Origin of the sequence: Pseudomonas sp. RIT409 (genome assembly GCF_003052515.2) — a bacterium.
In the GTDB taxonomy this organism is placed as follows: domain Bacteria; phylum Pseudomonadota; class Gammaproteobacteria; order Pseudomonadales; family Pseudomonadaceae; genus Aquipseudomonas.
Genome location: NZ_QARE02000007.1, coordinates 112,299 through 135,853, shown reverse-complemented (window position 1 = coordinate 135,853; position 23,555 = coordinate 112,299). Strand labels below are relative to the sequence as shown.

28 protein-coding genes are annotated in these 23,555 nt (G+C 60.3%); 15 read left to right on the top strand and 13 right to left on the bottom strand.

The window, feature by feature from the left end:
• Positions 1-15: 15 nt before the first annotated feature.
• Genes DBP26_RS11315 through DBP26_RS11300 form a run of 4 tightly spaced genes read left to right on the top strand, consistent with a single transcriptional unit; the run spans position 16 to position 2,636 of the window.
• On the top strand, positions 16-474 hold the full coding sequence (locus DBP26_RS11315) for a DUF4426 domain-containing protein (protein WP_256601246.1): 459 nt from the start codon (positions 16-18) through the stop codon (positions 472-474).
• Positions 471-1,079, top strand: a complete 609-nt coding sequence (gene rdgB / locus DBP26_RS11310) for an RdgB/HAM1 family non-canonical purine NTP pyrophosphatase (RefSeq protein ID WP_108237667.1) — start codon at positions 471-473, stop codon at positions 1,077-1,079. The genes DBP26_RS11315 and rdgB overlap by 4 nt, the downstream gene beginning before the upstream one ends.
• Positions 1,076-2,290, top strand: coding sequence for a radical SAM family heme chaperone HemW (hemW, locus tag DBP26_RS11305; RefSeq protein WP_108237666.1), 1,215 nt, complete (start codon positions 1,076-1,078; stop codon positions 2,288-2,290). Before rdgB ends, hemW begins: the two co-directional genes overlap by 4 nt.
• A 22-nt stretch (positions 2,291-2,312) precedes the next feature.
• Entirely contained in the window at positions 2,313-2,636 is a 324-nt protein-coding gene (locus DBP26_RS11300) for a DUF3392 domain-containing protein (protein WP_108237665.1), read from the top strand.
• Positions 2,637-2,702: 66 nt separating this feature from the next.
• Here DBP26_RS11300 and DBP26_RS11295 read toward each other — a convergent pair whose 3' ends face one another.
• The 5 genes from DBP26_RS11295 to DBP26_RS11275 all read right to left on the bottom strand — a co-directional run bounded on the left by DBP26_RS11295 (position 2,703) and on the right by DBP26_RS11275 (position 5,793).
• Positions 2,703-3,143, bottom strand: coding sequence for a hypothetical protein (locus DBP26_RS11295; protein ID WP_108237664.1), 441 nt, complete (start codon positions 3,141-3,143; stop codon positions 2,703-2,705).
• Between the two features lie 288 nt (positions 3,144-3,431).
• Entirely contained in the window at positions 3,432-4,145 is a 714-nt protein-coding gene (gene trmB, locus DBP26_RS11290) for a tRNA (guanosine(46)-N7)-methyltransferase TrmB (protein ID WP_177411047.1), read from the bottom strand.
• 55 nt (positions 4,146-4,200) lie between these two features.
• Positions 4,201-4,995, bottom strand: a complete 795-nt coding sequence (locus tag DBP26_RS11285; protein ID WP_108237662.1) for a thiazole synthase — start codon at positions 4,993-4,995, stop codon at positions 4,201-4,203.
• A gap of 70 nt (positions 4,996-5,065) precedes the next feature.
• Positions 5,066-5,266 carry a sulfur carrier protein ThiS gene (thiS, locus tag DBP26_RS11280; protein ID WP_108237661.1) on the bottom strand — a complete coding sequence of 67 codons (201 nt, stop codon included), beginning with the start codon at positions 5,264-5,266 and terminating at the stop codon, positions 5,066-5,068.
• A gap of 143 nt (positions 5,267-5,409) precedes the next feature.
• A complete protein-coding gene (locus tag DBP26_RS11275) occupies positions 5,410-5,793 on the bottom strand; it encodes a DUF423 domain-containing protein (RefSeq protein WP_108237660.1) in 384 nt (127 codons plus the stop codon).
• Between the two features lie 71 nt (positions 5,794-5,864).
• Here DBP26_RS11275 and mtgA point away from each other — a divergent pair, with 71 nt between their 5' ends.
• The gene (gene mtgA, locus DBP26_RS11270; protein ID WP_108237803.1) at positions 5,865-6,575 is read left to right on the top strand and encodes a monofunctional biosynthetic peptidoglycan transglycosylase; all 711 of its coding nucleotides are present in this window, start codon (positions 5,865-5,867) and stop codon (positions 6,573-6,575) included.
• A gap of 73 nt (positions 6,576-6,648) precedes the next feature.
• Here the strand turns inward: mtgA and rpoH are convergent, their stop codons facing one another.
• The 4 genes from rpoH to ftsY all read right to left on the bottom strand — a co-directional run bounded on the left by rpoH (position 6,649) and on the right by ftsY (position 10,856).
• The gene (gene rpoH, locus DBP26_RS11265) at positions 6,649-7,503 is read right to left on the bottom strand and encodes an RNA polymerase sigma factor RpoH (protein WP_108237659.1); all 855 of its coding nucleotides are present in this window, start codon (positions 7,501-7,503) and stop codon (positions 6,649-6,651) included.
• Positions 7,504-7,642: 139 nt separating this feature from the next.
• On the bottom strand, positions 7,643-8,674 hold the full coding sequence (ftsX, locus tag DBP26_RS11260) for a permease-like cell division protein FtsX (RefSeq protein WP_108237658.1): 1,032 nt from the start codon (positions 8,672-8,674) through the stop codon (positions 7,643-7,645).
• Positions 8,671-9,342 (bottom strand): cell division ATP-binding protein FtsE, encoded by a 672-nt coding sequence (gene ftsE / locus DBP26_RS11255; protein WP_108237657.1) that lies wholly within the window; start codon positions 9,340-9,342, stop codon positions 8,671-8,673. Before ftsE ends, ftsX begins: the two co-directional genes overlap by 4 nt.
• On the bottom strand, positions 9,339-10,856 hold the full coding sequence (gene ftsY / locus DBP26_RS11250; protein ID WP_108237656.1) for a signal recognition particle-docking protein FtsY: 1,518 nt from the start codon (positions 10,854-10,856) through the stop codon (positions 9,339-9,341). Before ftsY ends, ftsE begins: the two co-directional genes overlap by 4 nt.
• Before the next feature lie 513 nt (positions 10,857-11,369).
• Between ftsY and DBP26_RS11245 the strand changes: the two genes are divergently transcribed.
• From DBP26_RS11245 to DBP26_RS11215, 7 genes are all read left to right on the top strand, one after another.
• The gene (locus tag DBP26_RS11245) at positions 11,370-12,722 is read left to right on the top strand and encodes a pitrilysin family protein (protein ID WP_108237655.1); all 1,353 of its coding nucleotides are present in this window, start codon (positions 11,370-11,372) and stop codon (positions 12,720-12,722) included.
• A complete protein-coding gene (locus DBP26_RS11240) occupies positions 12,719-14,212 on the top strand; it encodes a pitrilysin family protein (RefSeq protein WP_108237654.1) in 1,494 nt (497 codons plus the stop codon). The genes DBP26_RS11245 and DBP26_RS11240 overlap by 4 nt, the downstream gene beginning before the upstream one ends.
• Entirely contained in the window at positions 14,212-14,832 is a 621-nt protein-coding gene (rsmD, locus tag DBP26_RS11235; protein ID WP_108237653.1) for a 16S rRNA (guanine(966)-N(2))-methyltransferase RsmD, read from the top strand. Before DBP26_RS11240 ends, rsmD begins: the two co-directional genes overlap by 1 nt.
• Positions 14,816-15,832 carry a hydrolase gene (locus tag DBP26_RS11230; protein ID WP_256601250.1) on the top strand — a complete coding sequence of 339 codons (1,017 nt, stop codon included), beginning with the start codon at positions 14,816-14,818 and terminating at the stop codon, positions 15,830-15,832. The genes rsmD and DBP26_RS11230 overlap by 17 nt, the downstream gene beginning before the upstream one ends.
• Before the next feature lie 84 nt (positions 15,833-15,916).
• Positions 15,917-16,645 carry an AzlC family ABC transporter permease gene (locus tag DBP26_RS11225; RefSeq protein WP_108237652.1) on the top strand — a complete coding sequence of 243 codons (729 nt, stop codon included), beginning with the start codon at positions 15,917-15,919 and terminating at the stop codon, positions 16,643-16,645.
• Positions 16,642-16,965 carry an AzlD domain-containing protein gene (locus tag DBP26_RS11220; RefSeq protein WP_108237651.1) on the top strand — a complete coding sequence of 108 codons (324 nt, stop codon included), beginning with the start codon at positions 16,642-16,644 and terminating at the stop codon, positions 16,963-16,965. Before DBP26_RS11225 ends, DBP26_RS11220 begins: the two co-directional genes overlap by 4 nt.
• A 176-nt stretch (positions 16,966-17,141) precedes the next feature.
• Entirely contained in the window at positions 17,142-17,471 is a 330-nt protein-coding gene (locus DBP26_RS11215; RefSeq protein ID WP_158541422.1) for a MetQ/NlpA family ABC transporter substrate-binding protein, read from the top strand.
• A gap of 52 nt (positions 17,472-17,523) precedes the next feature.
• Here DBP26_RS11215 and DBP26_RS11210 read toward each other — a convergent pair whose 3' ends face one another.
• The 3 genes from DBP26_RS11210 to DBP26_RS11200 all read right to left on the bottom strand — a co-directional run bounded on the left by DBP26_RS11210 (position 17,524) and on the right by DBP26_RS11200 (position 20,403).
• Positions 17,524-18,378, bottom strand: a complete 855-nt coding sequence (locus DBP26_RS11210; protein WP_108237649.1) for a sulfurtransferase — start codon at positions 18,376-18,378, stop codon at positions 17,524-17,526.
• Between the two features lie 69 nt (positions 18,379-18,447).
• On the bottom strand, positions 18,448-19,134 hold the full coding sequence (locus DBP26_RS11205) for a TetR/AcrR family transcriptional regulator (protein WP_108237648.1): 687 nt from the start codon (positions 19,132-19,134) through the stop codon (positions 18,448-18,450).
• Positions 19,135-19,176: 42 nt separating this feature from the next.
• Positions 19,177-20,403, bottom strand: coding sequence for an MFS transporter (locus tag DBP26_RS11200; RefSeq protein WP_108237647.1), 1,227 nt, complete (start codon positions 20,401-20,403; stop codon positions 19,177-19,179).
• Between the two features lie 159 nt (positions 20,404-20,562).
• On the opposite strand from DBP26_RS11200, the gene coaD reads away from it, so the two are divergent.
• The 3 genes from coaD (at position 20,563) to ggt (ending at position 23,215) form a co-directional block, all read left to right on the top strand.
• Positions 20,563-21,042: a pantetheine-phosphate adenylyltransferase gene (coaD, locus tag DBP26_RS11195; protein ID WP_108237646.1), complete on the top strand. Its 480-nt coding sequence runs from the start codon at positions 20,563-20,565 to the stop codon at positions 21,040-21,042.
• A gap of 99 nt (positions 21,043-21,141) precedes the next feature.
• Complete coding sequence (locus tag DBP26_RS11190; RefSeq protein ID WP_108237645.1) at positions 21,142-21,393, top strand: YfhL family 4Fe-4S dicluster ferredoxin; 252 nt, start codon at positions 21,142-21,144, stop codon at positions 21,391-21,393.
• 79 nt (positions 21,394-21,472) lie between these two features.
• On the top strand, positions 21,473-23,215 hold the full coding sequence (gene ggt, locus DBP26_RS11185; RefSeq protein ID WP_108237644.1) for a gamma-glutamyltransferase: 1,743 nt from the start codon (positions 21,473-21,475) through the stop codon (positions 23,213-23,215).
• Here the strand turns inward: ggt and DBP26_RS11180 are convergent.
• A complete protein-coding gene (locus tag DBP26_RS11180) occupies positions 23,197-23,535 on the bottom strand; it encodes a multidrug transporter (protein ID WP_108237643.1) in 339 nt (112 codons plus the stop codon). The genes ggt and DBP26_RS11180 overlap by 19 nt on opposite strands.
• Positions 23,536-23,555: the final 20 nt, after the last annotated feature.

The window sequence follows — 23,555 nt, the reverse complement described above, 5'->3', positions numbered from 1 at the left end:
CGAAGGAGTCTGATCATGGCGCGTCCGATCCCCCTGCTGGGCCTGTTGATGACGCTGGTCAGTCTGACAAACACACAGGCGGTGGCCGCCGACAGCGCCAGCCCGAACCGCCAGCAAGTGTTCGGCGACCTCACCATCCACTACAACGCCTTCGCCTCAGGGCTCTTGCAACCGGCGATCGCGACTGAGTACGACCTGACTCGCAGCAAGGGTCAGGGCGTCATCAACATCACGGCGGTCAAGGGTGGCAAGACGGTCCCTGCCCGCATCGATGGCACGGTGGCGGATTTGACAGGACGGCAGAAGGTCCTTGATTTCAGGCCGATCGCCGAAAACGGTTCGGTGAACTACCTCGCTCAGTTCGCCGTCGAGCCCGATACGTCAGCGACCTACGTTTTCACGATCAATGTCAACGCGAAGGGTGAACAACCCCATACGCTCAGCTTCACTCAACAGATTTTCTCGGACGAATGATGAATTTTTCGCAGCTCGTACTCGCCAGCCATAACGCCGGCAAACTCAAAGAACTCCAGGCGATGCTCGGAGGCAGCGTGCAACTGCGCTCCATCGGTGAATTCAGCAGCGTCGAACCCGACGAAACAGGGCTGTCGTTCGTGGAGAACGCCATCCTGAAAGCCCGGAATGCCGCGCGCATCTCCGGGTTGCCCGCCCTGGCCGACGACTCGGGCCTGGCGGTCGATTACCTCGGCGGCGCGCCTGGGATCTACTCGGCTCGCTACGCGGACGGCCAAGGCGATGCGGCAAACAATGCCAAGCTGCTCAACGCCCTCGAAGGCGTGCCGGAAGACCAACGGGGTGCGCAGTTCGTATGCGTACTGGCGCTGGTTCGCCATGCCGACGATCCACTGCCCATCCTGTGTGAAGGCCTTTGGCACGGTCGAATTCTCACCGCCGCCAGCGGCGAGCACGGTTTTGGCTACGATCCCTTGTTCTGGGTGCCCGAACGCAACCTGTCCAGTGCCGAACTGCCCCCTGCGGACAAGAACCGGATCAGCCACCGCGCCCGCGCCATGGCCATCTTGCGGCAGCGGTTGCAGCTGGATGCGGTAGAGAGATGACCGACGATTCGACTATCCGGCCGCTGATCCTGGGCGCTTCCGGGTTCAGTTCCCAGCCTGCGGGGCACCCTCTGGCCGAGCTGCCGCCGCTTTCGCTGTATATCCACATCCCTTGGTGTGTGCGCAAATGCCCCTATTGTGATTTCAACTCCCATGCCGCCAGTGCCGTGCTGCCTGAAGAGGAATATGTCGACGCACTGCTGGCGGATCTGGACCTGGAGCTGCCTCACGTTTACGGGCGTGAACTGAGTACGATCTTTTTTGGCGGGGGCACGCCAAGCCTTTTCAGCGCCAATGCCTTGGGGCGCTTGTTGAACGGCGTGGAGCAACGCATTCGTTTCGCTCATGACATCGAAATCACGCTGGAAGCCAACCCTGGCACCTTCGAGCAGGCCAAATTCAGCGCCTATCGCGGCCTGGGCATCAATCGCCTTTCGATTGGTATTCAGAGCTTTCAGGAAGCCAAACTCAAGGCGCTTGGCCGTATCCATAACGGCGACGAGGCTGTGCGCGCAGCAGACATGGCGCGCAAGGCGGGCTTCGATAACTTCAACCTGGATCTGATGCACGGCCTTCCAGACCAGTCCGAGCAGGATGCATTGGGCGACCTGCGCCAGGCGATCGCGCTCGCCCCCACGCATCTCTCTTGGTACCAATTGACGCTGGAGCCCAACACGGTGTTCTGGAATCAGCCGCCCACTCTGCCGGAAGACGACATCCTCTGGGACATTCAGGAGGCCGGCCAGACGTTGTTGCGGGAAAACGGCTACGCGCAGTACGAGGTGTCAGCCTATGCCCAGACCGGACGCGCCGCGCGTCATAACCTCAATTACTGGAGTTTCGGTGATTTCATCGGCATTGGTGCGGGCGCCCACGGCAAGCTCAGCCATCCCGACGGACGCATTTTCCGGACTTGGAAAACCCGACTGCCCAAGGATTATCTCAATCCCACCAAGCCGTTCCAGGCCGGCGAAAAACGCCTGATGCCGGAAGAAATGCCGTTTGAATTCATGATGAATGCCCTGCGCCTGACAAGGGGCGTCGACGCTGCGTTATTTCAGCGTCGCACCGGTCTAAGCCTCGATTCGCTCGCCACTGCGCGCCAGCAGGCGGAAGAACGCGGCCTGCTGGAAGCCGATCCAACGCGCCTGGTGGCGACTGCTCGAGGTCAGCTATTCCTCAATGACCTGCTGCAGTACTTTCTTCTTTAAGGCTTAACGTAAAGGAAACTGAATGGACCTCGTACTTGACCTGCTGGCCACCGTCTCACGCTGGAGTCGCAGCAACCTTTCGGAAATCGCTCTGGCGTTGGTGGGGTGCCTGCTGATTTTGTTCGGTGCCGACATTAAAGGCTGGATCGAAGGCCGTTTGAGCAGCTTTGCCGGCGCCTTGCGCGTACCGGTCATGGCCTTGCTTTGCACCCTCGGCAGTGGTGCGGCGCTGATCTATGCCACCCCCTGGGTAGTGCGCGGACTCAGTCAGTTCAACAACTACAGCCTCGCACCGGTGTTGTTGGTCGTGTTGGTGTTGATCGGGGTGGTTGCCGACCGGAAATAACCTGCGCCGGCCCGTCGCGTGCATGCAGCAGTCGCACCCGCTGTTCTGGCGGGTGCGACTCATCCATCAGCGGATGCTTTGGATGCTGCCTTTGTTGCCGGTGACCTTCACGTTCACTTTCTTGAAGATGAAGTAATCGTTGACGGTCACTTCATAGCGCGGTGCGACGATCAGATCGGAGCCCGACGACTTCACTGCTTTGTAGGCGGCCGCGGCTTTTGCCCTGGACACCGGATCGGGCAGCGGCAAGCCCAGGCCGCCGCCCGACGCAGCGCCATAGGTCACGCCATCGGCGAATTGATTGTCACCACCCAGGTTCAACCAGCCGAACAGGATGTTGCTGGACGATTCGCCCTGAATGGTTTCACCCACTTTCACATCCGCTTTGAGATCGGTCTTGACCTCGCCAGACAGCGAAGCAGTTGGTTGGCTCATGTTATAGCTGACGCAGCCGCTCGTCGTTGCGATCAGCGTCGCGACTGCAGCCATTTGCCAGATTGTTCTCATCATCTTTCCCCGTTATCAGCAATAGAATGTGCAACGGCGGGACGATAACGATCCAATGAGGGGAGCGAAGCCAGATGCGGCCGACAAAGCCGTAGTCCAAGATTGAAGAGGCTGAAGGATAAGTCCTACAAGCCCCCAGTGAGCAAGGCCCAGAACGACCGTGGGAGCGGAGCCCATCGCAAGCTGACGGCGCGGCCGACGGAGCTGTCTCGGCTGCACGCTTCGCTCACGAGAGACTTCGCTCCCACAGGTTGACCGGGCCCCCTCAGGGGAAAGGGGGCTGGTCGATCAGGCGATCTTCTCGAACTTCAAATCCCAGACGCCGTGCCCCAAACGCTCACCACGGCGTTCGAACTTGGTGATCGGGCGCTCCGCAGGGCGCGGTACGCATTTGCCGTCTTCCGCCAGGTTGCGATAACCCGGTGCGACATTCATCACTTCCAGCATGTATTCGGCATAAGGTTCCCAGTCGGTCGCCATGTGCAGAATACCGCCCGGCTTGAGCTTGCTGCGCACCAGCGCGGCGAACTCGGCTTGCACAATACGGCGCTTGTGATGGCGAGCCTTGTGCCAGGGATCGGGGAAAAACAGCATCAGGCGATCGAGACTGTCGTCGCCAACGCAGCGCTTGAGCACTTCGATGGCATCGCAGTCGTAGACCCGGACGTTCGTCAGGCCTTGAGTCAGCACGCCGTTAAGCAGCGCACCGACGCCAGGGCGATGCACCTCGACGCCGATGAAGTCCTGTTCGGGCGCGGCAGCCGCCATCTCGAGCAGCGAATGCCCCATGCCGAAACCAATCTCCAGCGTGCGCGGTGCAGAGCGCCCGAAGACCTGATCGAAGTCGACCGGGGCGTCGGCCAATGGCAGCACGAACAGCGGCCTGCCCTGATCGAGCCCGCGTTGCTGGCCCTCGGTCATCCGCCCCGCCCGCATCACGAAACTCTTGATGCGCCGATGATGGCTGTCAGCACCCTGTGCTTTGCCGTGTGGGTCATTCATCACTTCCTCGTCCGGAAGTGGGTCAGGCGTTTGCGAATCAATCATCAACAGGCTCTTACTTGATCAGACCATCCAGCGGCGAGGAAGCGCTGGCATAGAGTTTTTTCTGCATACGGCCCGCCAGGTAGGCCATGCGGCCCGCCAGGATGGCGTGTTTCATGGCCTCGGCCATCAGGATCGGTTGCTGTGCGTGGGCGATGGCCGAGTTCATCAACACCGCTTCGCAGCCCAGTTCCATGGCGATGGTGGCGTCGGAGGCGGTGCCGACACCGGCGTCGACCAATACCGGGACTTTCGACTCTTCAAGAATGATCTGCAGGTTGTAGGGGTTGCAGATACCCAGGCCAGTGCCGATCAGTCCAGCCAATGGCATGACCGCACAGCAGCCGATTTCAGCCAGTTGGCGAGCGATGATCGGATCGTCACTGGTGTAGACCATGACGTCGAAGCCGTCCTTGACCAGCGTCTCGGCGGCCTTGAGGGTTTCGATCACGTTAGGGAACAGGGTTTTCTGGTCGGCCAGCACTTCGAGCTTGACCAGATTGTGGCCATCGAGCAGTTCGCGGGCCAGACGGCAGGTGCGTACCGCTTCGATGGCGTCATAGCAGCCAGCAGTGTTCGGCAGGATGGTATAGCGATCCGGCGGCAGCACGTCGAGCAGGTTCGGCTCACCGGGATTCTGGCCCAGATTGGTCCGACGCACCGCTACGGTGACGATCTCGGCACCCGACGCCTCGATCGCCAGACGGGTTTCTTCCATGTCCTTGTACTTGCCAGTGCCGACCAACAGGCGCGACTGAAAAGTCCGACCGGCCACGGTAAACGGCTTGTCGCTACGAACATTGCTCATCGGAAATCCTCTTTAGGGTTGAGGTTCTTGCAGTTCTTCTGGGCCAGGGGAGACCGCAGGGCGTGAAGGCCTAGCCGCCACCAATGGCATGCACCACTTCGACGTGATCGCCTTCGCTGAGCGTCGTGGATGCATGCTGGCTGCGCGGTACGATATCCAGATTCAGCTCGACCGCGATTCGACGCCCGACCAGGTCCAGGCGGCTCAGCAATGCCGCCACGGTCTCGCCGTCGGGCAGTTCGTAGGATTCACCGTTCAACTGAATGCGCATGCGAAGGCAGCCATCATTTTAGGGGGCGTGCATTCTAGCCCGATCGGTCGGGATGACCAAGGCACAGCACGGCCATTCGTCTCGGCGTGCTGCTGAATGTGCGGTCGGTGCACACGCTCAACCGGCGTTGCACACCTGCCTTGTCACAAGGTATCGACACCCAGCCGCCAAGCCGTCCAACCCAGAATGAACCAGCCAATGAGGAAACACAGGCCACCGATTGGCGTGATGATGCCCAGCTTGCTCACGCCGGTCAGCGTCATGAGGTACAGGCTGCCGGAGAACAGGAGGATGCCCAGGATAAAGGCAATACCTGCATAACTGACCAGCCGACCTTGAATCTGCATGGCGAGGAGCGCAACGCCAAAGATCGCCAGGGCATGGATCAACTGATACAGCACCCCGGTCTGGAAAATAGCCAGGTATTCCGGCGTAAGACGGTTTTTCAGGCCATGAGCGGCGAAAGCGCCAAGCCCCACACCGGTGAATCCAAAGAAAGCCGCCAACATCAGAAAGGTTCGAAGCATGTGTAACTCCAGGTTCAATGGCGCGTGATCTGTATAATGGCTCGCTCAACGGGTTCGGCCAAGCCATCTCTATGCTGCGTTTTCTTCTTCGTCGTATCGCCAAAGGCCTGCTCTGGTTCGCAGCGGCCAGTGTCGTGCTGGTTCTGATATTTCGCTGGGTGCCACCGCCCTTCACCGCGCTGATGGTCGAACGCAAGATCGAATCCTGGTTCGACGGTCAGCCCATTGACCTGCAGCGCGACTGGGAACCTTGGGAGAGAATCTCCGATGACCTGAAAGTCGCGGTCATCGCTGGCGAAGACCAGAAATTCGCCGAGCACTGGGGGTTCGATATCGACGCCATCCAGGCCGCGCTGGTTCACAACGAACGGGGTGGCTCGATTCGCGGGGCCAGTACGCTGAGCCAGCAAGTCGCTAAAAACCTGTTTCTATGGTCAGGCCGCAGTTATTTCCGTAAGGGGCTGGAAGCCTGGTTCACGGCGCTTATCGAGCTGTTCTGGTCCAAACAGCGAATTCTGGAGGTTTATGTCAACAGCGTAGAGTGGGATGACGGGGTCTTCGGCGCCCAGGCTGCGGCCGAGCACCACTTTCACATCAATGCCAGCCAACTCTCGCTACAGCAGGCCAGCTACTTGGCTGCCGTGCTACCCAACCCTAGAGAGTGGAGCGCAAGCAATCCCAGCGGCTACGTGTCCCGCCGTGCCGGGTGGATCCGTCAACAGATGCGCCAGTTGGGTGGGGACGAGTATCTGCTGGGGCTGAATCACCGTCGCCAATGGTGAGCCAGCCCCTGTACCCGCCGTTGAAATGAAAACGCCCCGATCATCTCGGGGCGTTTTGCAGAGCGGCTCTCGATTATGCAGCAATCGACGATTTGAGCTTGTTCATGGCGCTCTTCTCGAGCTGACGAATACGCTCGGCGGACACGTTGTACTTCTCGGCCAAATCGTGCAGCGTCGCCTTCTCTTCAGCCAACCAGCGCTGGTAGAGAATGTCTCGGCTGCGCTCATCGAGCACGCTCAACGCCTCATGAAGATTGGCCGTCGAACTGTCGGACCAGTCGGCATCTTCCAATTGACGCGCCGGGTCGTAGCGATGGTCTTCAAGGTAGTTGGCTGGCGACTGGAACGCACTGTCGTCGTCCGCTTCCGCAGCGGGGTCAAAGGCCATGTCCTGGCCCGTCAGGCGACTTTCCATTTCGCGCACCTCACGGGGCTCTACGCCTAGGCTTTCTGCCACGCGATGCACTTCATCGTTGTTCAACCAAGCCAGACGTTTCTTCTGGCTGCGCAGGTTGAAGAACAGCTTGCGCTGAGCCTTGGTTGTCGCGACTTTCACGATACGCCAGTTGCGCAGAATGAACTCGTGAATCTCAGCCTTGATCCAGTGCACGGCGAACGACACCAGACGCACCCCCATTTCGGGGTTGAAGCGCTTGACGGCCTTCATCAGGCCGACGTTACCTTCCTGGATCAGGTCTGCCTGAGCCAAGCCATAACCGGAATAGCTGCGTGCGATGTGCACGACAAAACGCAGGTGGGCGAGCACCATCTGCCGAGCCGCCCCTAGATCCTGCTCATAATAGAGACTCTCGGCCAGTTCACGCTCCTGCTCGGGTGTCAGCAGTGGAATGCTGTTCACCGTATGCACATAGGCTTCCAGGTTCGCACCCGGGACCAAGGCATAAGCAGGTTGCAAAGAAGTGGTCATACGAAAAAACCTCCTACACATGACTCGTGCAGTTCAGCACTGCGAAATTGACCGGGAACCGCGAAACAAGTTCCCATAAGCTGAAAAGTCAATAGGTGAAACAAAATTTACTATGGACACCTTACCTCAACATTAAAACTCATCGCGGAGCCAGCTCTCTCAAGTGACGCGCGACGGCGATCCACGCACCGATATACCCCAACAACACCGCCCCTAGCAAGAGCGAAAACCCGTCGGCGACCGGCACACCGGCGAGGGAGAAATTACTGCCGTAGAGCCCAGCCAACCGAATGACCGCATCGTTGAGCCAATCCAGGCCGAAGGCCAGTATGCCCCACGAGAAAATCCCCGCGCCGAACCCGTACAACGCGCCCATATAAAGGAAGGGGCGCCGTACATAACTGTCCGTACCGCCTACTAGTTTAATGACTTCTATCTCGGTGCGGCGGTTCTCGATATGAAGACGAATGGTATTGCCTATCACCAGAAGCAATGCAACGACGAGCAAAACCGTCAGGCCGAACACAAAGCGGTCGCCCAGCTTCAGAATTGCCGCAAGCCGCTCCACCCAGACCAGGTCCAGCTGCGCCTGCTGCACCTTCGGCAATTCGGCGAGTTGGGTACGTAACGCCTCTAGCGCGGCCTTGTCCACTTCAAGCGGAGTCACCAACACCACACCGGGCAGCGGGTTTTCCGGCAACTCCTTGAGGGCCTCGCCAAGGCCCGACTGCTGCTGGAATTCGCTCAGCGCCTGATCGCGAGAGATGTACTCCGCATCGGCAACGCCGTTCATCTGCTTGATCCTGCTGACCAGACTTTGCCCATCGGTAGGCGACGCATCCAGTTGCATATAAAGCGATATTTGCGCTGCACGCTGCCAGGATCCACCAAGGCGTTCGACATTGCTCAGCAGTAACGAGAGGCCCATCGGCAGGCTCAACGCAACGGCCATCACCAGGCAGGTGAAAAAACTGCCGATCGGCTGCTTGCCCAACCGGCGAAGGCTGTCGGCCAGACTCGAACGATGGGCCTCGATCCAGGCGCCGAACAACTCGCCGAAGCTGGGTCCGTCATCATCGTCGTGCCGCTTCTTTTTCTGCTTCTGCGGGCCCGGCTCCGTGGCCTTGGGCGCCACACGCTCGGAAACCTTGGGGCTGCGAGTAGCGCTCATACACCCGCCTCCCCGTCGCCGATCAATCGACCGCGTTGCAGGGTGAGCATCCGATGGCGCATGCGGGCAATCAGGGCGAGGTCGTGACTGGCGATCAGCACGCTCGTCCCCAACCGGTTGATGTCTTCGAATACGCCCATGATTTCAGCCGCCAGACGTGGGTCAAGGTTACCGGTGGGCTCATCCGCCAACAGCAGGGCTGGGCGGTGAACGATGGCGCGCGCAATGCCGACGCGCTGCTGCTGACCGGTGGACAGGTCCCCTGGGTACAGCTCGGCCTTGTCGGAGAGTGCGACCCGTTCAAGCGCCGAATCCACACGTTTGGTGACTTCAGCCTTGGACAGGCCGAGGATCTGCAGCGGCAGTGCAACGTTGTTGAACACCGTGCGATCGAACAGCAACTGGTGGTTCTGAAACACCACGCCGATCTGCCGGCGCAGGAAAGGGATCTGCGCATTGCTGATTTGCCCCAGATCCTGCCCGGCCAACAACAACTTGCCCGACGTGGGGCGCTCCATGGCCAATAGCAGGCGAAGCAGGGTGCTTTTGCCAGCGCCCGAATGACCGGTGACAAACAGGAACTCGCCCCTACGCACTCGAAAGCTCAGCTCATGCAAGCCCACGTGCCCGTTCGGATAGCGCTTGCCGACCTGTTCGAAACGAATCATGTGCGCTCCCGCTCGGCAAAAAGTGCCTGAACAAAGGGTTCGGCTTCGAAGGTCCGCAAATCGTCGATGCCCTCGCCTACCCCGATATAACGGATCGGCAGCCCGAATTGCTTGGCCAGCGCGAAGATCACCCCGCCCTTGGCAGTCCCATCGAGCTTTGTCAGCGCCAGCCCTGTGAGGTTGACGGTCTGGTTGAACTGCTTGGCCTGGTTGATGGCGTTCTGACCGGTCCCCGCGTCCAGCACCAACAGCACTTCATGAGGCGCCGCTTCATCCAGCTTGCCGATCACGCGGCGTACCTTCTTCAGCTCTTCCATCAAGTTGTCTTTGGTATGGAGACGGCCTGCGGTATCGGCGATCAACACGTCGATGCCGCGGGCCTTGGCCGCCTGAACCGCATCGAAAATGACCGACGCCGAATCGGCCCCTGTGTGCTGGGCAATGACCGGGATCTTGTTGCGCTCGCCCCAGACCTGCAACTGCTCCACCGCCGCGGCACGGAAGGTATCGCCCGCCGCAAGCATGACCTTCTTGCCCTCAACCTGCAGCTTCTTGGCGAGCTTGCCAATGGTCGTGGTCTTGCCCGCGCCATTGACACCGACGACCAGGATCACGAACGGCTTGTGGTCAGCGGCGATCACCAGCGGAGCCTCCACCGGCTTGAGCATTTCGGTCAGCTCGCTTTGCAGGGATTTGTAGAGCGCGTCGCTGTCGGTGAGTTGTTTACGCGCCACTTTCTGCGTCAAGTTCCGCACGATCAGCGACGTTGCCTCGACACCTACATCCGCGGTGAGCAGGCGGGTTTCCAACTCGTCCAGCATGTGGTCGTCGATGGCTTTCTTGCCAAGGAAGAGACTGGCCATACCTTCGCCGAGACTGGCGCTGGTCTTGGACAACCCTTGCTTGAGGCGGGCGAAGAAGCCCGGCTGCCTGGGCTCGACAGCCTGGGCTGGCGAAGGGCCCGATGGCTCGGCGACGACCGGGGCCTGCGGCGCCTCTACACGCGGCGCTGGAACGGGCGCGGGCGGCGTCAGCCCTGGCAGGTCATTGCCAGCGACAGGATCGGGCAGCGCAACAGGCACTGGCTCGATGGACGGCGGTACGGCTTCAACCGAAGGTGACACAGGGGGCGCGACAGGTGTCGGCACGTGCGACGCAGTGTGCGTCGGAATCTCAGGCGTTATATGGGGTTCATTTTCATCGGTCAGCGCAACAGGCTCTTCAGCGACGGGCAACTTCAGCCAGGGCTCGGCAGCGGGCGGTGTGTCGACAGCATGCTCGGGCGCAGGGGCGATGAAGGTTGGCGCCGCGGAGCTGGCGGGCGGGATGGCCGGAGGGGTGTGCGGATCCACAGCGGGCGAGGTCGGTTCGATGGCGGTCTCGGGCGCTGAAACGGGTAAATCTTTCGGCTGATCGGCGACGGTTTCCTGCGGCTTCTTGCGCAGCCATCCGAACAGGCCTTTTTTCTCGCCAGCCGGGGCTGGCGTCTTCTTGTCGTCGTTGGAACCAAACATGGAGGACGCTTATCTCAAGGTCGCGACGCGCCAGACCGGCGCCTCTGAAAATTCTGTATGCGAAACAGACTGTAATAGAGCCCGCTTGTTCAGCAAGGGCTCTGCCGTTTACGCCATTTAAGCATCGCCTTCCTGCTTAAGACGAAGAGTCCTACGTCACAGCCATGGTCGTCGAGCAAACTGGCCGCTATCCTAGGGCGTGTCATCACATATTTCCACCGCCGCGTGGGTGCCTCAAAGCGCACCAGACCGGGCCCAGGCCTCAGGGAATGTGCGTTTCCTCGCCAGGAACCGAGACGAAGCTTAGCGGGTTTTCAGGCATCAACCCGGCAGGCCGGGGCCGGAAATTCGCAGGGCTGCGTCGCTCGTCTGGATGCTCAAATCTCCCCGCACGCGTTGCCTTGGGACATTTCGGCCTCCGGCTCGGCGGTGGAAATATGTGATGATACGCCCTAACTCCCGCGCCCGCCGACGCCAAGTTCATGCAGGCCGCCTCGAAGGTTCAATTGACGAATGAATGCCCTTGCCCGCCGTGCCGCAAGCTTTTTGCTCGGTACCTTGTGTCTGCCCCTTGTCGCTGTAGCCGCCGATCCTCAATCCACCACTGAATTCACGCTGGAAAACGGCCTTAAATTGGTCGTGCGCGAAGACCATCGTGCGCCGGTCGTCGTATCGCAGGTCTGGTACAAAGTCGGCTCCAGCTACGAGACGCCCGGCCAGACCGGCCTTTCCCACACGCTTGAACACATGATGTTCAAGGGCAGCGCCAAGGCAGGCCCGGGCGAAGCCTCACTGATCCTGCGCGACCTGGGCGCTGAAGAGAACGCGTTCACCAGCGATGACTACACCGCCTACTACCAGATTCTGGCCCGCGATCGACTGAGCGTAGCCTTCGAGCTGGAGGCGGATCGAATGGCCAGCCTGCGCCTGCCGCCCGAAGAGTTCGCGCGAGAGATCGAGGTCATCAAGGAAGAGCGCCGCCTGCGCACGGAAGACAAGCCCAACGCCAAGGCTTACGAGCGCTTCAAGGCCATCGCCTACCCTGCCAGCGGTTATCACACGCCGACCATTGGCTGGATGGCGGACCTGGACCGCATGAAAGTCGAAGAGCTGCGTCACTGGTACGAGTCCTGGTACGTGCCGAACAACGCCACCCTGGTGGTGGTCGGAGACGTCCAACCGAGCGAAGTCAAAGCGCTGGCCGAACGCTTCTTCGGGCCCATCCCCCGACGCGACGTGCCGGCCTCCAAGAAGCCTCTCGAGCTACCGGAGCCCGGCCTTCGTCAGATCACCGTGCATGTCGCCACTCAGATGCCGAGCCTGATGTACGGTTTTAACGTGCCGAGCCTGGCCACGGCCACCGATCCACAGTCAGTGAACGCGCTACGGCTGATCTCTGCGCTGCTGGATGGTGGTTACAGTGCCCGCATTCCGTCGAAACTCGAACGTGGCGAGGAACTGGTGACCGGCGCTTCCTCGAACTATGACGCCTACACCCGAGGTGACAGCCTGTTTACCCTCAGCGCTACTCCGAACATGCAAAAAAAGAAAACCCTGGCGGATGTCGAAGCCGGTATCTGGCGATTGCTCGACGAATTGAAGACCAAGCCGCCGACCCAGGCCGAACTGGAGCGGGTTCGTGCCCAGGTGATCGCGGGGCTCGTCTACGAACGTGATTCCATCACCAGCCAGGCCAGCACTATCGGCGAACTGGAAACAGTCGGCCTCTCCTGGCGGCTGATGGATGGTGAGCTGGCGGCGTTGCAAAGCGTCACGCCCGAAGACATCCAGAAGGCCGCACGCACCTATTTCACTCGCGAACGCCTTGCCGTTGCGCACGTATTGCCTGAGGAGAAAGCGCAATGATCCGGCGCATCGAGAAACGTTCTGTGCGTACGCGGGCTGTTGCGCTGCTATTGACGTCCGTTGGCCTGTTCGGCCCGATGTCTGCGACGGCAGAGACCTCCACTGAAGCGCCCAAAGCCATCGACAAGGCCGCCAATACGCTGGAATCCCTGAAGGAGCTCGACGGCAAGGCGCCCGCACGACGCTCGCTGGATATTCAATCGTGGACAACCGCCGAGGGCGCGCGAGCGCTCTTCGTCGAAGCGCATGAGTTGCCGATGTTCGACATGCGCGTGCTGTTCGCCGCAGGCAGCAGCCAGGACGGCGCGACGCCAGGCATCGCAATGATCACCAATGCCATGCTCAACGAAGGCGTCAAGGGCAAGGATGTCAGCGCCATTGCCGCCGGCTTCGAAGACCTTGGCGCAGACTTCGGCAACGGATCCTACCGCGACATGGCCCTTGCCTCGTTACGCAGCCTGAGCGCACCGGACAAACGCGAACCAGCGCTCAAACTCTTTTCTGAAGTGGTCGGCAAACCGTCGTTTCCTTCCGACTCACTGGCCCGCATCAAAAACCAGTTGCTGGCCAGTTTCGAATACCAGAAGCAAAACCCGGGCAAACTGGCGGGCGATGAGCTCTTCAAGCGCCTTTATGGTGAACACCCCTACGCGCACCCGAGCATGGGCACGGCCAAAACCGTCACCCCCATTACCCTCGCTCAGTTGAAAGCCTTCCATGCCAAAGCGTACGCCGCCGGGAACGCGGTGATTGCGCTGGTCGGAGACCTCTCTCGTCCTGAGGCCGAAGCGGTGGCGGCCCAGGTGTCATCGGCACTGCCGAAAGGCCCTGCGCTTCCGAAAACCGTTGCACCGACGCCACCGAAACCGGGTCAAACCCATATCGAATTCCCATCCAAGCAGACGCACCTGATGCTGGCCGAACTGGGTATCGATCGCGCTGACCCCGATTACGCTGCGCTGTCCTTGGGTAACTCGATTCTCGGCGGTGGTGGGTTCGGCAGCCGGTTGATGACCGAAGTGCGGGAGAAGCGAGGCCTGACCTACGGCGTCTCATCGGGCTTCACACCGATGCAGGCAAAAGGTCCTTTCATGATCGGCCTGCAAACCCGTGCCGAGCTGAGCGAAAATACGCTCAATCTGGTCAAGGATGTCACTCGCGACTTCCTCGCCAATGGCCCGACCCAGAAAGAGCTCGACGATGCCAAGCGTGAGCTGGCAGGCAGTTTCCCGCTGTCGACCGCGAGCAACTCGGCAATTGTTGGCCAATTGGGAGCCATTGGCTTCTATAATCTGCCGCTGACATATCTCGAAGATTTCATGACGCAATCCCAAAGCGTCACCGTCGAGCAAATAAAGGCGGTGATGAACAAGCATCTGAATGTGGACAACCTGGTGATCGTGACCGCCGGTCCTACCGTCCCTCAGAAGCCTCTGCCGCCCCCGACCGAAAGACCCGCCGAGCAACCCGTCGGCGTTCCGGAGCACTGATGACCTCGACTTCCAAGCCTCTGCGCGCTCACAAAGGCCCTAAAGTTCATACGGGCCTTGGCCAGTTGCGAATCATTGGCGGTGAATGGCGCAGCCGACGTCTGAGCTTTCCAGACGCCCCCGGCCTTCGCCCTACACCCGACAGGGTGCGAGAAACCCTGTTCAACTGGCTGGCGCCTTATATCGAAGGCGCACGGGTGCTCGATCCCTTTGCGGGAAGCGGCGCGCTGTTCCTCGAAGCCTTGTCGCGGGGCGCGAGCATGGGGTTGGCGTTGGATGCCAATCCCGTGGCCATCTCCAGCCTGCGCGAGCACCTGGGCACCTTGCGCTGCAGCGTTGGCAGGACTCAAGCCGGTGACGCGCTGCGCTACCTGGAAGCCCAACCGGCCGAGGCATTCGACGTGGTATTCCTCGATCCGCCCTTCCATCAGCAACTGCTGGTTCCGGCCTGTACGCTGCTTGAAGAACGCGGCTGGCTGGCGAACGATGCCTGGGTCTACACCGAGAGCGAAACGCCGCCATCGACACTAGGCCTGCCGGGCAATTGGCGGCTGCATCGAGAGAAAAAAACGGGGCAGGTGCACTACGCCTTGTGGGAACGCAGTGGCCACGCCAACTGAAAGCGGCGTGTTCGCGCCAGCATTCGGACTCGGCAACCCTCATTTGCAAACCATGTGGGGGCCGATCTGGCGCAAAATGCCCGCCCTGGAACGGCGCCGCGAACGCATTTGGCTCGACGACGGTGACTTCCTCGATCTGGACTGGCACGGTCCACACGACGCCAAGGTGCCTGTGGTGCTGGTGCTGCATGGTTTGACGGGATCATCCAACTCGCACTATGTCGTCGGGCTTCAGCACGCCATGGAAAAGCATGGGTGGACCAGTGTCGCCTTGAACTGGAGAGGCTGCTCGGGCGAGCCCAATCTGCTGCCTCGCAGCTATCACTCGGGCGTCAGCGATGACCTGGCAGCCGTTATCGCTCACCTGCGCAGGGCCCGCCCGCTGGCGCCGCTGTATGCGGTGGGGTACTCAATGGGCGGCAATATCCTGCTCAAGCATCTGGGTGAGTCAGGGTTCGAGAGCCAACTGCAGGGCGCCGCGGCAGTGTCGGTACCTTTCCGGTTGGATGAGTGCGCGGACCGCATCGGCCTGGGTTTTTCCAAGGTCTATCAACGCCATTTCATGCGTGAAATGGTGGGGTACATCAAGGACAAGCAGCGTCGGTTCCAGCATGAAGGCATGAACGACGGGTTGTCAGCCCTCGCTGCACTGGGCTCGCTGGATAACCTGCGGACGTTTTGGGAGTTCGACGGCAGGGTAACCGCCCCACTGAATGGATTTGACGACGCGCAGGATTACTACCGCAAAGCCTCCAGCCGCTATTATCTCGGGGCCATCCGCACCCCGACATTGCTGGTGCAATCCGCAGATGACCCTTTCGTGTTCCAACACAGCCTTCCCGCACTCCACGAACTGTCACCGAGCACCCGTTTCGATCTTCAGCAACGAGGCGGCCATGTAGGCTTCGTCGGGGGAACGCTCAGAAAGCCGGTTTATTACCTGGAGCAGTGCATTCCTCAGTGGCTGGTGGATGTGCATGGCTCCGCCGGGGCAGCTTGAAGCTTCAGCGCCTTGCTCGTTGCAAGATCGTTCAAGACAGGAGGCCTGCACAGGCTGATGATTCGAGGCACAAGGAGAAGCATCATGTCTCGCAATCAACTCTTCGCCCGCGGTCTTCGCGATAGCGTGCCGATGCTGGTCGGCATTGCGCCGTTCGGCATCATATTCGGAACGCTGGCTGGCGTCGGCGGCCTCTCACTGTGGCAGGCGGTCAGCATGTCGATGTTCGTCTACGCAGGGTCCGCGCAATTCATCGTCGTCAGCCTGATGGGCGCTGGGGCGAGTGCAGTGGTGATCCTGCTGACCACCTTCATCGTCAACCTGCGTCATGTGCTCTACAGCGCCACGCTACAACCCCAAGTGCAAAACCTGCCGCAGCGCTGGCGACTGCTACTGGCATTCTGGCTGACCGACGAAACCTTCGCCGTCGTGCAACGCTATTACCTTGTGCACGGCCGCTCACCTCTGGCGCACTGGTATTGGCTTGGCGTTACCAGCGCCCTCTATACCTGCTGGGTGAGCAGTTCGCTGGTGGGCGTGCTGTTCGGGCAGGCGGTACCGGACATGGCCAGTTGGGGCCTGGAGTTTGCGATGCTGGCTACGTTCATCGGCATTGTCGTGCCGTTGCTTCGTAACCAGTCGCAAATCGCAGCAGCGCTCGCGGCGGGCGCCGTTGCCTTGATGACCTGGTCATGGCCCTACAAGCTGGGCTTGATGGCTGCCGCGTTCAGCGGCATTGCCGTCGGGGTTCTGCTGGAAAGACGTCAATCCGAAGGCTCCCGCAATGCCCAGGTCGACGAGGTGCACTCATGAGTTACGGGTGGTTGATCCTGGGAATGACCGTGATCACGTTTACGATGCGCTACAGCTTGTTCGCCTGGCCCGATCTGCGCTTTCCCCCAGTGGTCAGACAGGGGCTGCATTACGTGCCCACCGCCGTGCTCACGGCCATTGTCGTGCCTGGCATGTTGCTGCCTGACGGCCAACACTGGCAGCTTTCACTGGATAATGCCTACCTGCTGGCGGGCGCTGCGGCGATCGCCATCGCAGCGCTGAGCCGCAATCTGCTGGCCACCATCGGCGGGGGGCTGTTGGTGTTTTTTCTGCTGCGCTGGTTGATGGGGCAAATATGACCACAGCTCCTCTTGCAGAAAACAGGCGATTATAAGCAAAGAATTAAAAATTCTTTTCCGTTATAACTCAAAGCAATGATTATGCGGCGACCGAATGTTGGGTGTATCGCCAGAGATCGCCGCTTCGCGGCTTCCTGGCGGTTCTGCTCAGACAGACATCACCAAGGACCGCTGCAGTGAGTGGCCCGATTTTCAAACTGACCCACGTCAGCAAGACGTTCCACCGCGATAATGCAGCCGTCAAGGCCAAGGCGCTACCGGATGCCGATGCCAGCTTCATCAACGGTGACGTCGCCCTCTCGAACGGGGTGGACCCCTCGCAGGCATCGGTGCGAGAGCACACCGCAGACAACCCCTACGCCAACCTGATCTATGCACGAAACGACATGCTGGATGATCCAAGGCTGACACTGTTGGCGAAATACTTGACCGGGCCGGAGGTCAAGCAATTCATCGAAGCCAATTACAGAGGCTTTGTAGTGCCGGATCAGCAGCTCGTCCGTTGATCAAACTCCGCAGGTTTGCACGGCATGCGGTGATTCACGTCACCGCGATGCCTTATTCGCCCTTGGCCACTGGCCGCTGCGGATCGTTGATCCACTCGCTCCATGACCCAGCGTACAACCGGCCCAAGGGATAGCCAGCCAGGCATAGGGCGAACAAGTTTTGGCAGGCCGTGACGCCCGAGCCGCAGTACGCGACGAGCTTTTCAGGCGCACGCCCTTTCAGGATTTCGGCAAATCGCTCCCTGAGCTGCGCGGCGGGCAGGAAGCGCCCGTCCGGGCCCAGATTGTCCGTGAAGTCTGCACATTGCGCGCCGGGGATATGGCCAGCGACTGGATCGATCGGCTCGACCTCGCCGCGAAATCGTGCAGGCGCGCGCGCATCGATCAACGTGACATCGGGCCTGTCCAGTTTCTTCTGCACCTCTTGCGCAGTGAGCACCAGCGTCTCATCCGGCTTGCCCTTGAACGTGCCTTCGCGATGCGCCGGCGGATCCAGACTCAACGGCAGTCCAGCTGCATGCCACGCCTTCAATCCGCCATCGAGAAGGTATACGCCGTCACGCTTGCCCAGCCACGCAAGCAGCCACCATGCGCGTGCAGCATAAGCACCGGGGCCGTCGTCGTAGAGCACAATTTCGCTGTCGTTATCCACTCCCCAGAACCGCAGGCGATCGATCAAGGCCTGCGGGTCCGGCAAGGGATGCCGTCCCGTTACTCCTTTGATGATGGGTCCGCTCAGGTCGTTGAGCTGATCGGCGTAGGACGCACCCTCGATATGCCCTTGCGCGTAGCTGCGCTGACCGTAATCCAGGTCATCAAGGGAAGAACGGCAATCTAGGATCACTCGCCCCGGTGATTGTGGGCGTTCGGCCAGTTGTTGCGGGCTGATCAGTTGCGCAATAGACATGACGGGCTCCTGCAGACAGTAAAAATGGCTAGAAACGATGGGGGTATTCCATGCAATCGAAGCATTGGCTCAATCCGCATCCTCCAGCGCTGTGATCAAAGGCACATGAAATTCGTCGCATAGCGCATGCACCGCTGCACGCGCGCCAGGCGTAACGTAAGCCAGCTCAAGCATCAAGACCTGATAACCCCCTCGCCGGATGGCCTCTTCGTTCAAACGGCCTGGGGTTTTCCGGGTGGTACAAAGGAACCTCACCCATGACGTCAGGATGATCCAGGCGTTGAGCGTGAGTGATTCGATCTGCACGCTGTTCATGTCCAGAATGCCCGCGTCGACGAAGCCACCATAGATGGCCATCCCTTTGATCAGACAGTGCTGGGAAAAGCGTCGATAACGCTGGGCCAGCTCAGGGTCGGCGTCCAGTAGATACTCGAGGTCGCGGTGCAGGAAACGGTAGCGCCACATACCGTCGAGGATCGCGAGCAAGTAATGGCGCTTATCCTCGACCGCCGGCAAACGCCCTTTGGGTGGGTGCAGAAAGCTGTCGATCAACGCTTCGTACTGCGTGAACAGCTCGGCGATGATCGCCTGCTTGTTAGGGAAGTGGTAATAGAGGTTCCCCGGCGAAATCTCCAGGTGTGCCGCGACATGGTTGGTACTCACGCTGCGCTCGCCTTGCAGATTGAACAGTTCCAGGCTGCTCTGCACGATGCGTTCTCGCGTCTTGACGCGTAAGGGTTTGATGCGCGGTGCCATGTTTAGCTCGGACGCCTGGATGTCACGGGAATAGGCTTGATCTTAACGCATGCGCTCCGGTTCGGTGCAGCCTTCATTGCTCGGCGGCACCGCAGCGCTCGCCCGGTATGCGACCGCAATGAGGGCCCCCAAGAGACCGGCCACCAGTACCATCACCAGAATGACACCTCGCAAGCCCAATGAAGCGGTGAGCAGCCCCACCATCAATCCCGCAAAGGGCTGCGACAGGTTGTTGAGCAGGGTAATGACCCCCACCGTCTTACCGAAATCACCCACCGGGATGAGACGCTGCCGAAGGGTACGCATGTAGATGTTGAACATCTTGTCGAAGCCGACAATCAGCAGAAACCCTATCAAATAAACGCCAGGAATCGCCCCGGTAGCCGTAATCAATGCCCCCACCACAATCGCGCAATAGGACGCGGCACCCAGCAATTTGAGAGGCAGCTCGATGCGCGCCAGCACGAACAAAATGGCGATAGTCACTGCGGCGCCCGCTGCCTGTACGATGGCATAGTAGTCCTTGCTCTCTCCAAACGAGCCGATCACCATCGCCGCCGATGTGGCAAGGGTAACGCCCACGATCAGGTTCACCCCCACGGCAAGCCCGATGAGCTTCTGCAGGCTCGGGACGCTGGCAATGTGGCCAAGCGCGATGCGCAAAGGCTCATGCCACACCCGCGCTTGCCGCTGCGGACGTGCCATTTGGAAACCGCTCACGCGCTGCCAGACACGCATGGCCAGGTCGGCGAGCCCGAACAACAGTGCCGCGCCCACTACAACGCCCGGCCATGGACAGATTTCCAGTGCCAGTGCCGCCAGCACCGGCCCCAGCACCAGCCCGGTCTGATCGGCGATTTGCGAGTACGACAGCGTTTTTCCGTAACGGTAATCGGGGAATGCATGAGGCATCACCACCTCTCGCGCCATGATGCCCTGCGTGGTCAGCACACCGCAGACCGCCGAAAGCAGAACCAGCCAGTAGAGCCCACCGAATACGCCATACAGCGCCATCGCCACCGCGCAGATCCCGGCGCGGTACACCTGGCTGATGTGCAGCAGACGGACCGGTGAGTGCCGGTCGCACAACGCCCCGCAGACCGGGAATGCCAAATAGCGCGGCAATGCCTCCATGAAGAACGCCAATCCGGCCCATGAGGCACTGTCAGTGGTCTGGAAAACAATCAGCGGAACGAGAAACAGCAGGATCTGATCGCCGAGGCGAGAAAGAAACAGTGAAACGAAGAACGCCAGATAATCCGTACGCATCACGACTCCTGTCAGGCAAGGGAAGGCCGTCAGGACGGCCTGCCCAGTCTGGGCGCGGGTGCGGCAACTCGCAAGGCGCAGAGAGCGCAGGCAACTTGGCCGCTACACCTGGCCTGCGCTACCATCCGAGTCCCAACGAACTCCGACCAGGACGACGCGATGAACCGAGTGTTGTACCCAGGCACCTTCGACCCCATCACCAAGGGCCATGGCGATCTGGTCGAACGCGCTTCGCGCATGTTCGATCAAGTGGTCATTGCCGTCGCCGCCAGTCCCAAGAAAAATCCGTTGTTCCCCCTCGAGCAACGGGTCGCGCTGGCCCAGGAAGCCACTGAACACCTGGCGAACGTCGAAGTGGTAGGTTTCTCGACCCTCCTGGCGCATTTCGCGCAAGAGCAGAACGCCAACATCTTGCTGCGCGGGCTGCGGGCGGTGTCGGACTTCGAATATGAATTTCAGCTCGCCAACATGAACAAGCAGCTCGCCCCGGACGTCGAAAGCCTTTTTCTCACGCCGTCCGAACGCTATTCATTTATTTCATCTACGCTGGTCAGAGAAATCGCGGCGTTAGGCGGAGACATCACGAAATTTGTACATCCGGCGGTCGCCCAAGCGCTCAAGGAAAGATTCAAAGCCTAGTTCCGGCGCTATGTTGAGGTGCATACCGAGCGTTAATGCGGCACAATTCGCCGCATTAGATCTTGATATGCCCCGGTGTCGACCGCGGCAGGAGTGTCCATGTCCCTGATCATCACCGACGATTGCATCAACTGCGACGTCTGCGAACCCGAGTGCCCGAACGAAGCGATTTCCCAAGGGGAAGAGATCTACGTGATCAATCCGAACCTGTGCACCGAATGCGTAGGTCACTACGATGAACCCCAGTGCCAGCAGGTCTGCCCGGTCGACTGCATCCCGTTGGATGAAAACAACGTCGAAACGAAAGACCAACTGATGGCCAAGTACCACCTTATTACCAGCAAGGCTTAAACGAAGGCATATCCTGTCGGCATCCGCGCTTTCGCCGAAGACATGGGCTGTATTGCCTGTAGAACTGAGCGAGATACGCATGACCTCAAAGCTTACGCGGATACCCTCCTCGTTTGGCGCAGTGCTTGTTCTGTGCGCCCTCTCGGCTCAAGGCAGTCCTGGCCATCCCGATCAGGCCGCCATTGCAAGCCCCCACCCCGTTGCGACAGCCGCCGGTCGGGAAATTCTGGTCGATGGCGGGAATGCGTTCGACGCCGCGGTTGCCATCAGCGCCACCCTTGCCGTAGTTGAACCTTACGGTTCCGGGCTGGGTGGCGGCGGTTTTTTCCTGTTGCGCCAGGCGGGAGAGCCGGTGCAGTACCCCTTTCTCGATGCCCGCGAGAAAGCGCCCCTTAAAGCCAAGCCGCGAATGTTCCATCGCAATGGTGTCGCGCAACCCGATTTATCTCTGAACGGCCCCCTGGCCGCAGCCATCCCCGGCCTGCCCGCCGCATTGGTCGAATTGGCCGACCGCTATGGACGCCTCCCGCTGAGCATCTCCCTGGCCCCTGCCATTCGCGTGGCTTACCGCGGGTTCAAGGTCGACGAGGTGTACCGCGAGCGTGCCAGCTGGCGACTGTTCGCTTTGCGCGCCAATAAGGAAAGCGCCCGGCTGTTCCTGCGCAATAACGATGTGCCTGACCTGGGGGCGATCATTCAACAGCCAGAGCTTGCACAAACCCTGGAGCGTCTCGCCGACAAAGGTCGCGCTGGCTTCTACAGCGGGTTGACGGCACAGTCGATGGTCAGCGGCGTACGCGCAGGAGGCGGCATCTGGAACTACCACGATCTCGAAGAATACGACGTGGTCACCCGAACGCCGTTACGCTTTCAATTGGCCGACCAGCGCGAACTCATCAGCGCGCCACCTCCTTCGGCAGGGGGAGTCGCTCTGGCGCAGAGCCTGTTCATGCTGCAGCAGTTGCCTTGGCGGGAATCGGAAAAGGCCCAGCGAGCGCACTACGTGGCAGAGGTGCTGAGACGTGCCTATCGAGACCGGATGTTTTTCGGGGATCCGGATTTCGTGCCTAATCCGATTGCGCAGGTCTTGGCGCCGGATTATTTATTGCAACTGTCGACCAGCATCGACCCTCACCGCGCCACGCCCAATAATGCGCTCCCTCCTGCGCCGCGCTGGAGGGAGGGGGACAACACCAGCCATTTCTCCGTCCTCGACGAGGATGGCAACGCCGTTGCAGCGACCCTGTCGCTCAACCTGCCATTTGGTTCGGCCTTTACCGTTCCCGGCACGGGCGTGATCCTCAACGACGAGATGGACGATTTCGCGGTCGACCCCAAAGGCAGTAATACCTACGGGTTGCCCGGCAGCCCCGCAAACGTCATCGAACCGGGCAAACGTCCGCTGTCGAGCATGAGCCCAAGTTTCATCGAAAGCCCCGACGCGTTTACGGCGTTCGGCTCATCCGGCGGCAGCCGCATTCCGAGTGTGGTGCTGCTGGCGATGTTGGCGTATCTCGATGATCAGCCTATCGCCCGCTGGACCTCTGCGTCGCGCTATCACCATCAGTACTTGCCCGATCAACTGGAATACGAGCCAGGCGCGTTTACTGAGCAAGAGTTGGCCGATTTGAGTGAGCGAGGGTATCGCCTAAAAGAAACACGACGCGACTTCGGCAATCAGCAGGTGTTGATGTGGCACAAGAACAGCGCACGGGTCGAAGCCGCGAGCGACCCTCGCGGGGTGGGCGTTTCAACGACATTCCGCCCGAATGCGCAGTTGGACCGGGTGCGAGTCTGCGCGGATCAGTCCTGCCTGCCGTAACCGCTGGTGGTGCAACCCAGGCAGCGGACAAACGCGGCCTTGCCAGGCTCGACCACCAGCGCGTTGCCGGTTGCACGCAAATTGCCACCGGCTGCCGCGAACGGAGACGCAATCACGAAAAGGCCTGCGCCGATCACCGTTGCCACGATCAGAAGCGGACGAGCCACCAGCAAGTCACCCATCATCGCGTAGGCAGGCGGGTTTTGAATCTCGTACATCGGATCGCCGCTGCCCGACGCTTCAACTTGCGCCATGGCAGGCGTCATCTGCAGGCCGAAGAACAGGGCCAGGGTGGCAGCGAGAATACGAAACGGGCTCATGGCATGATCCTTCAGGCACT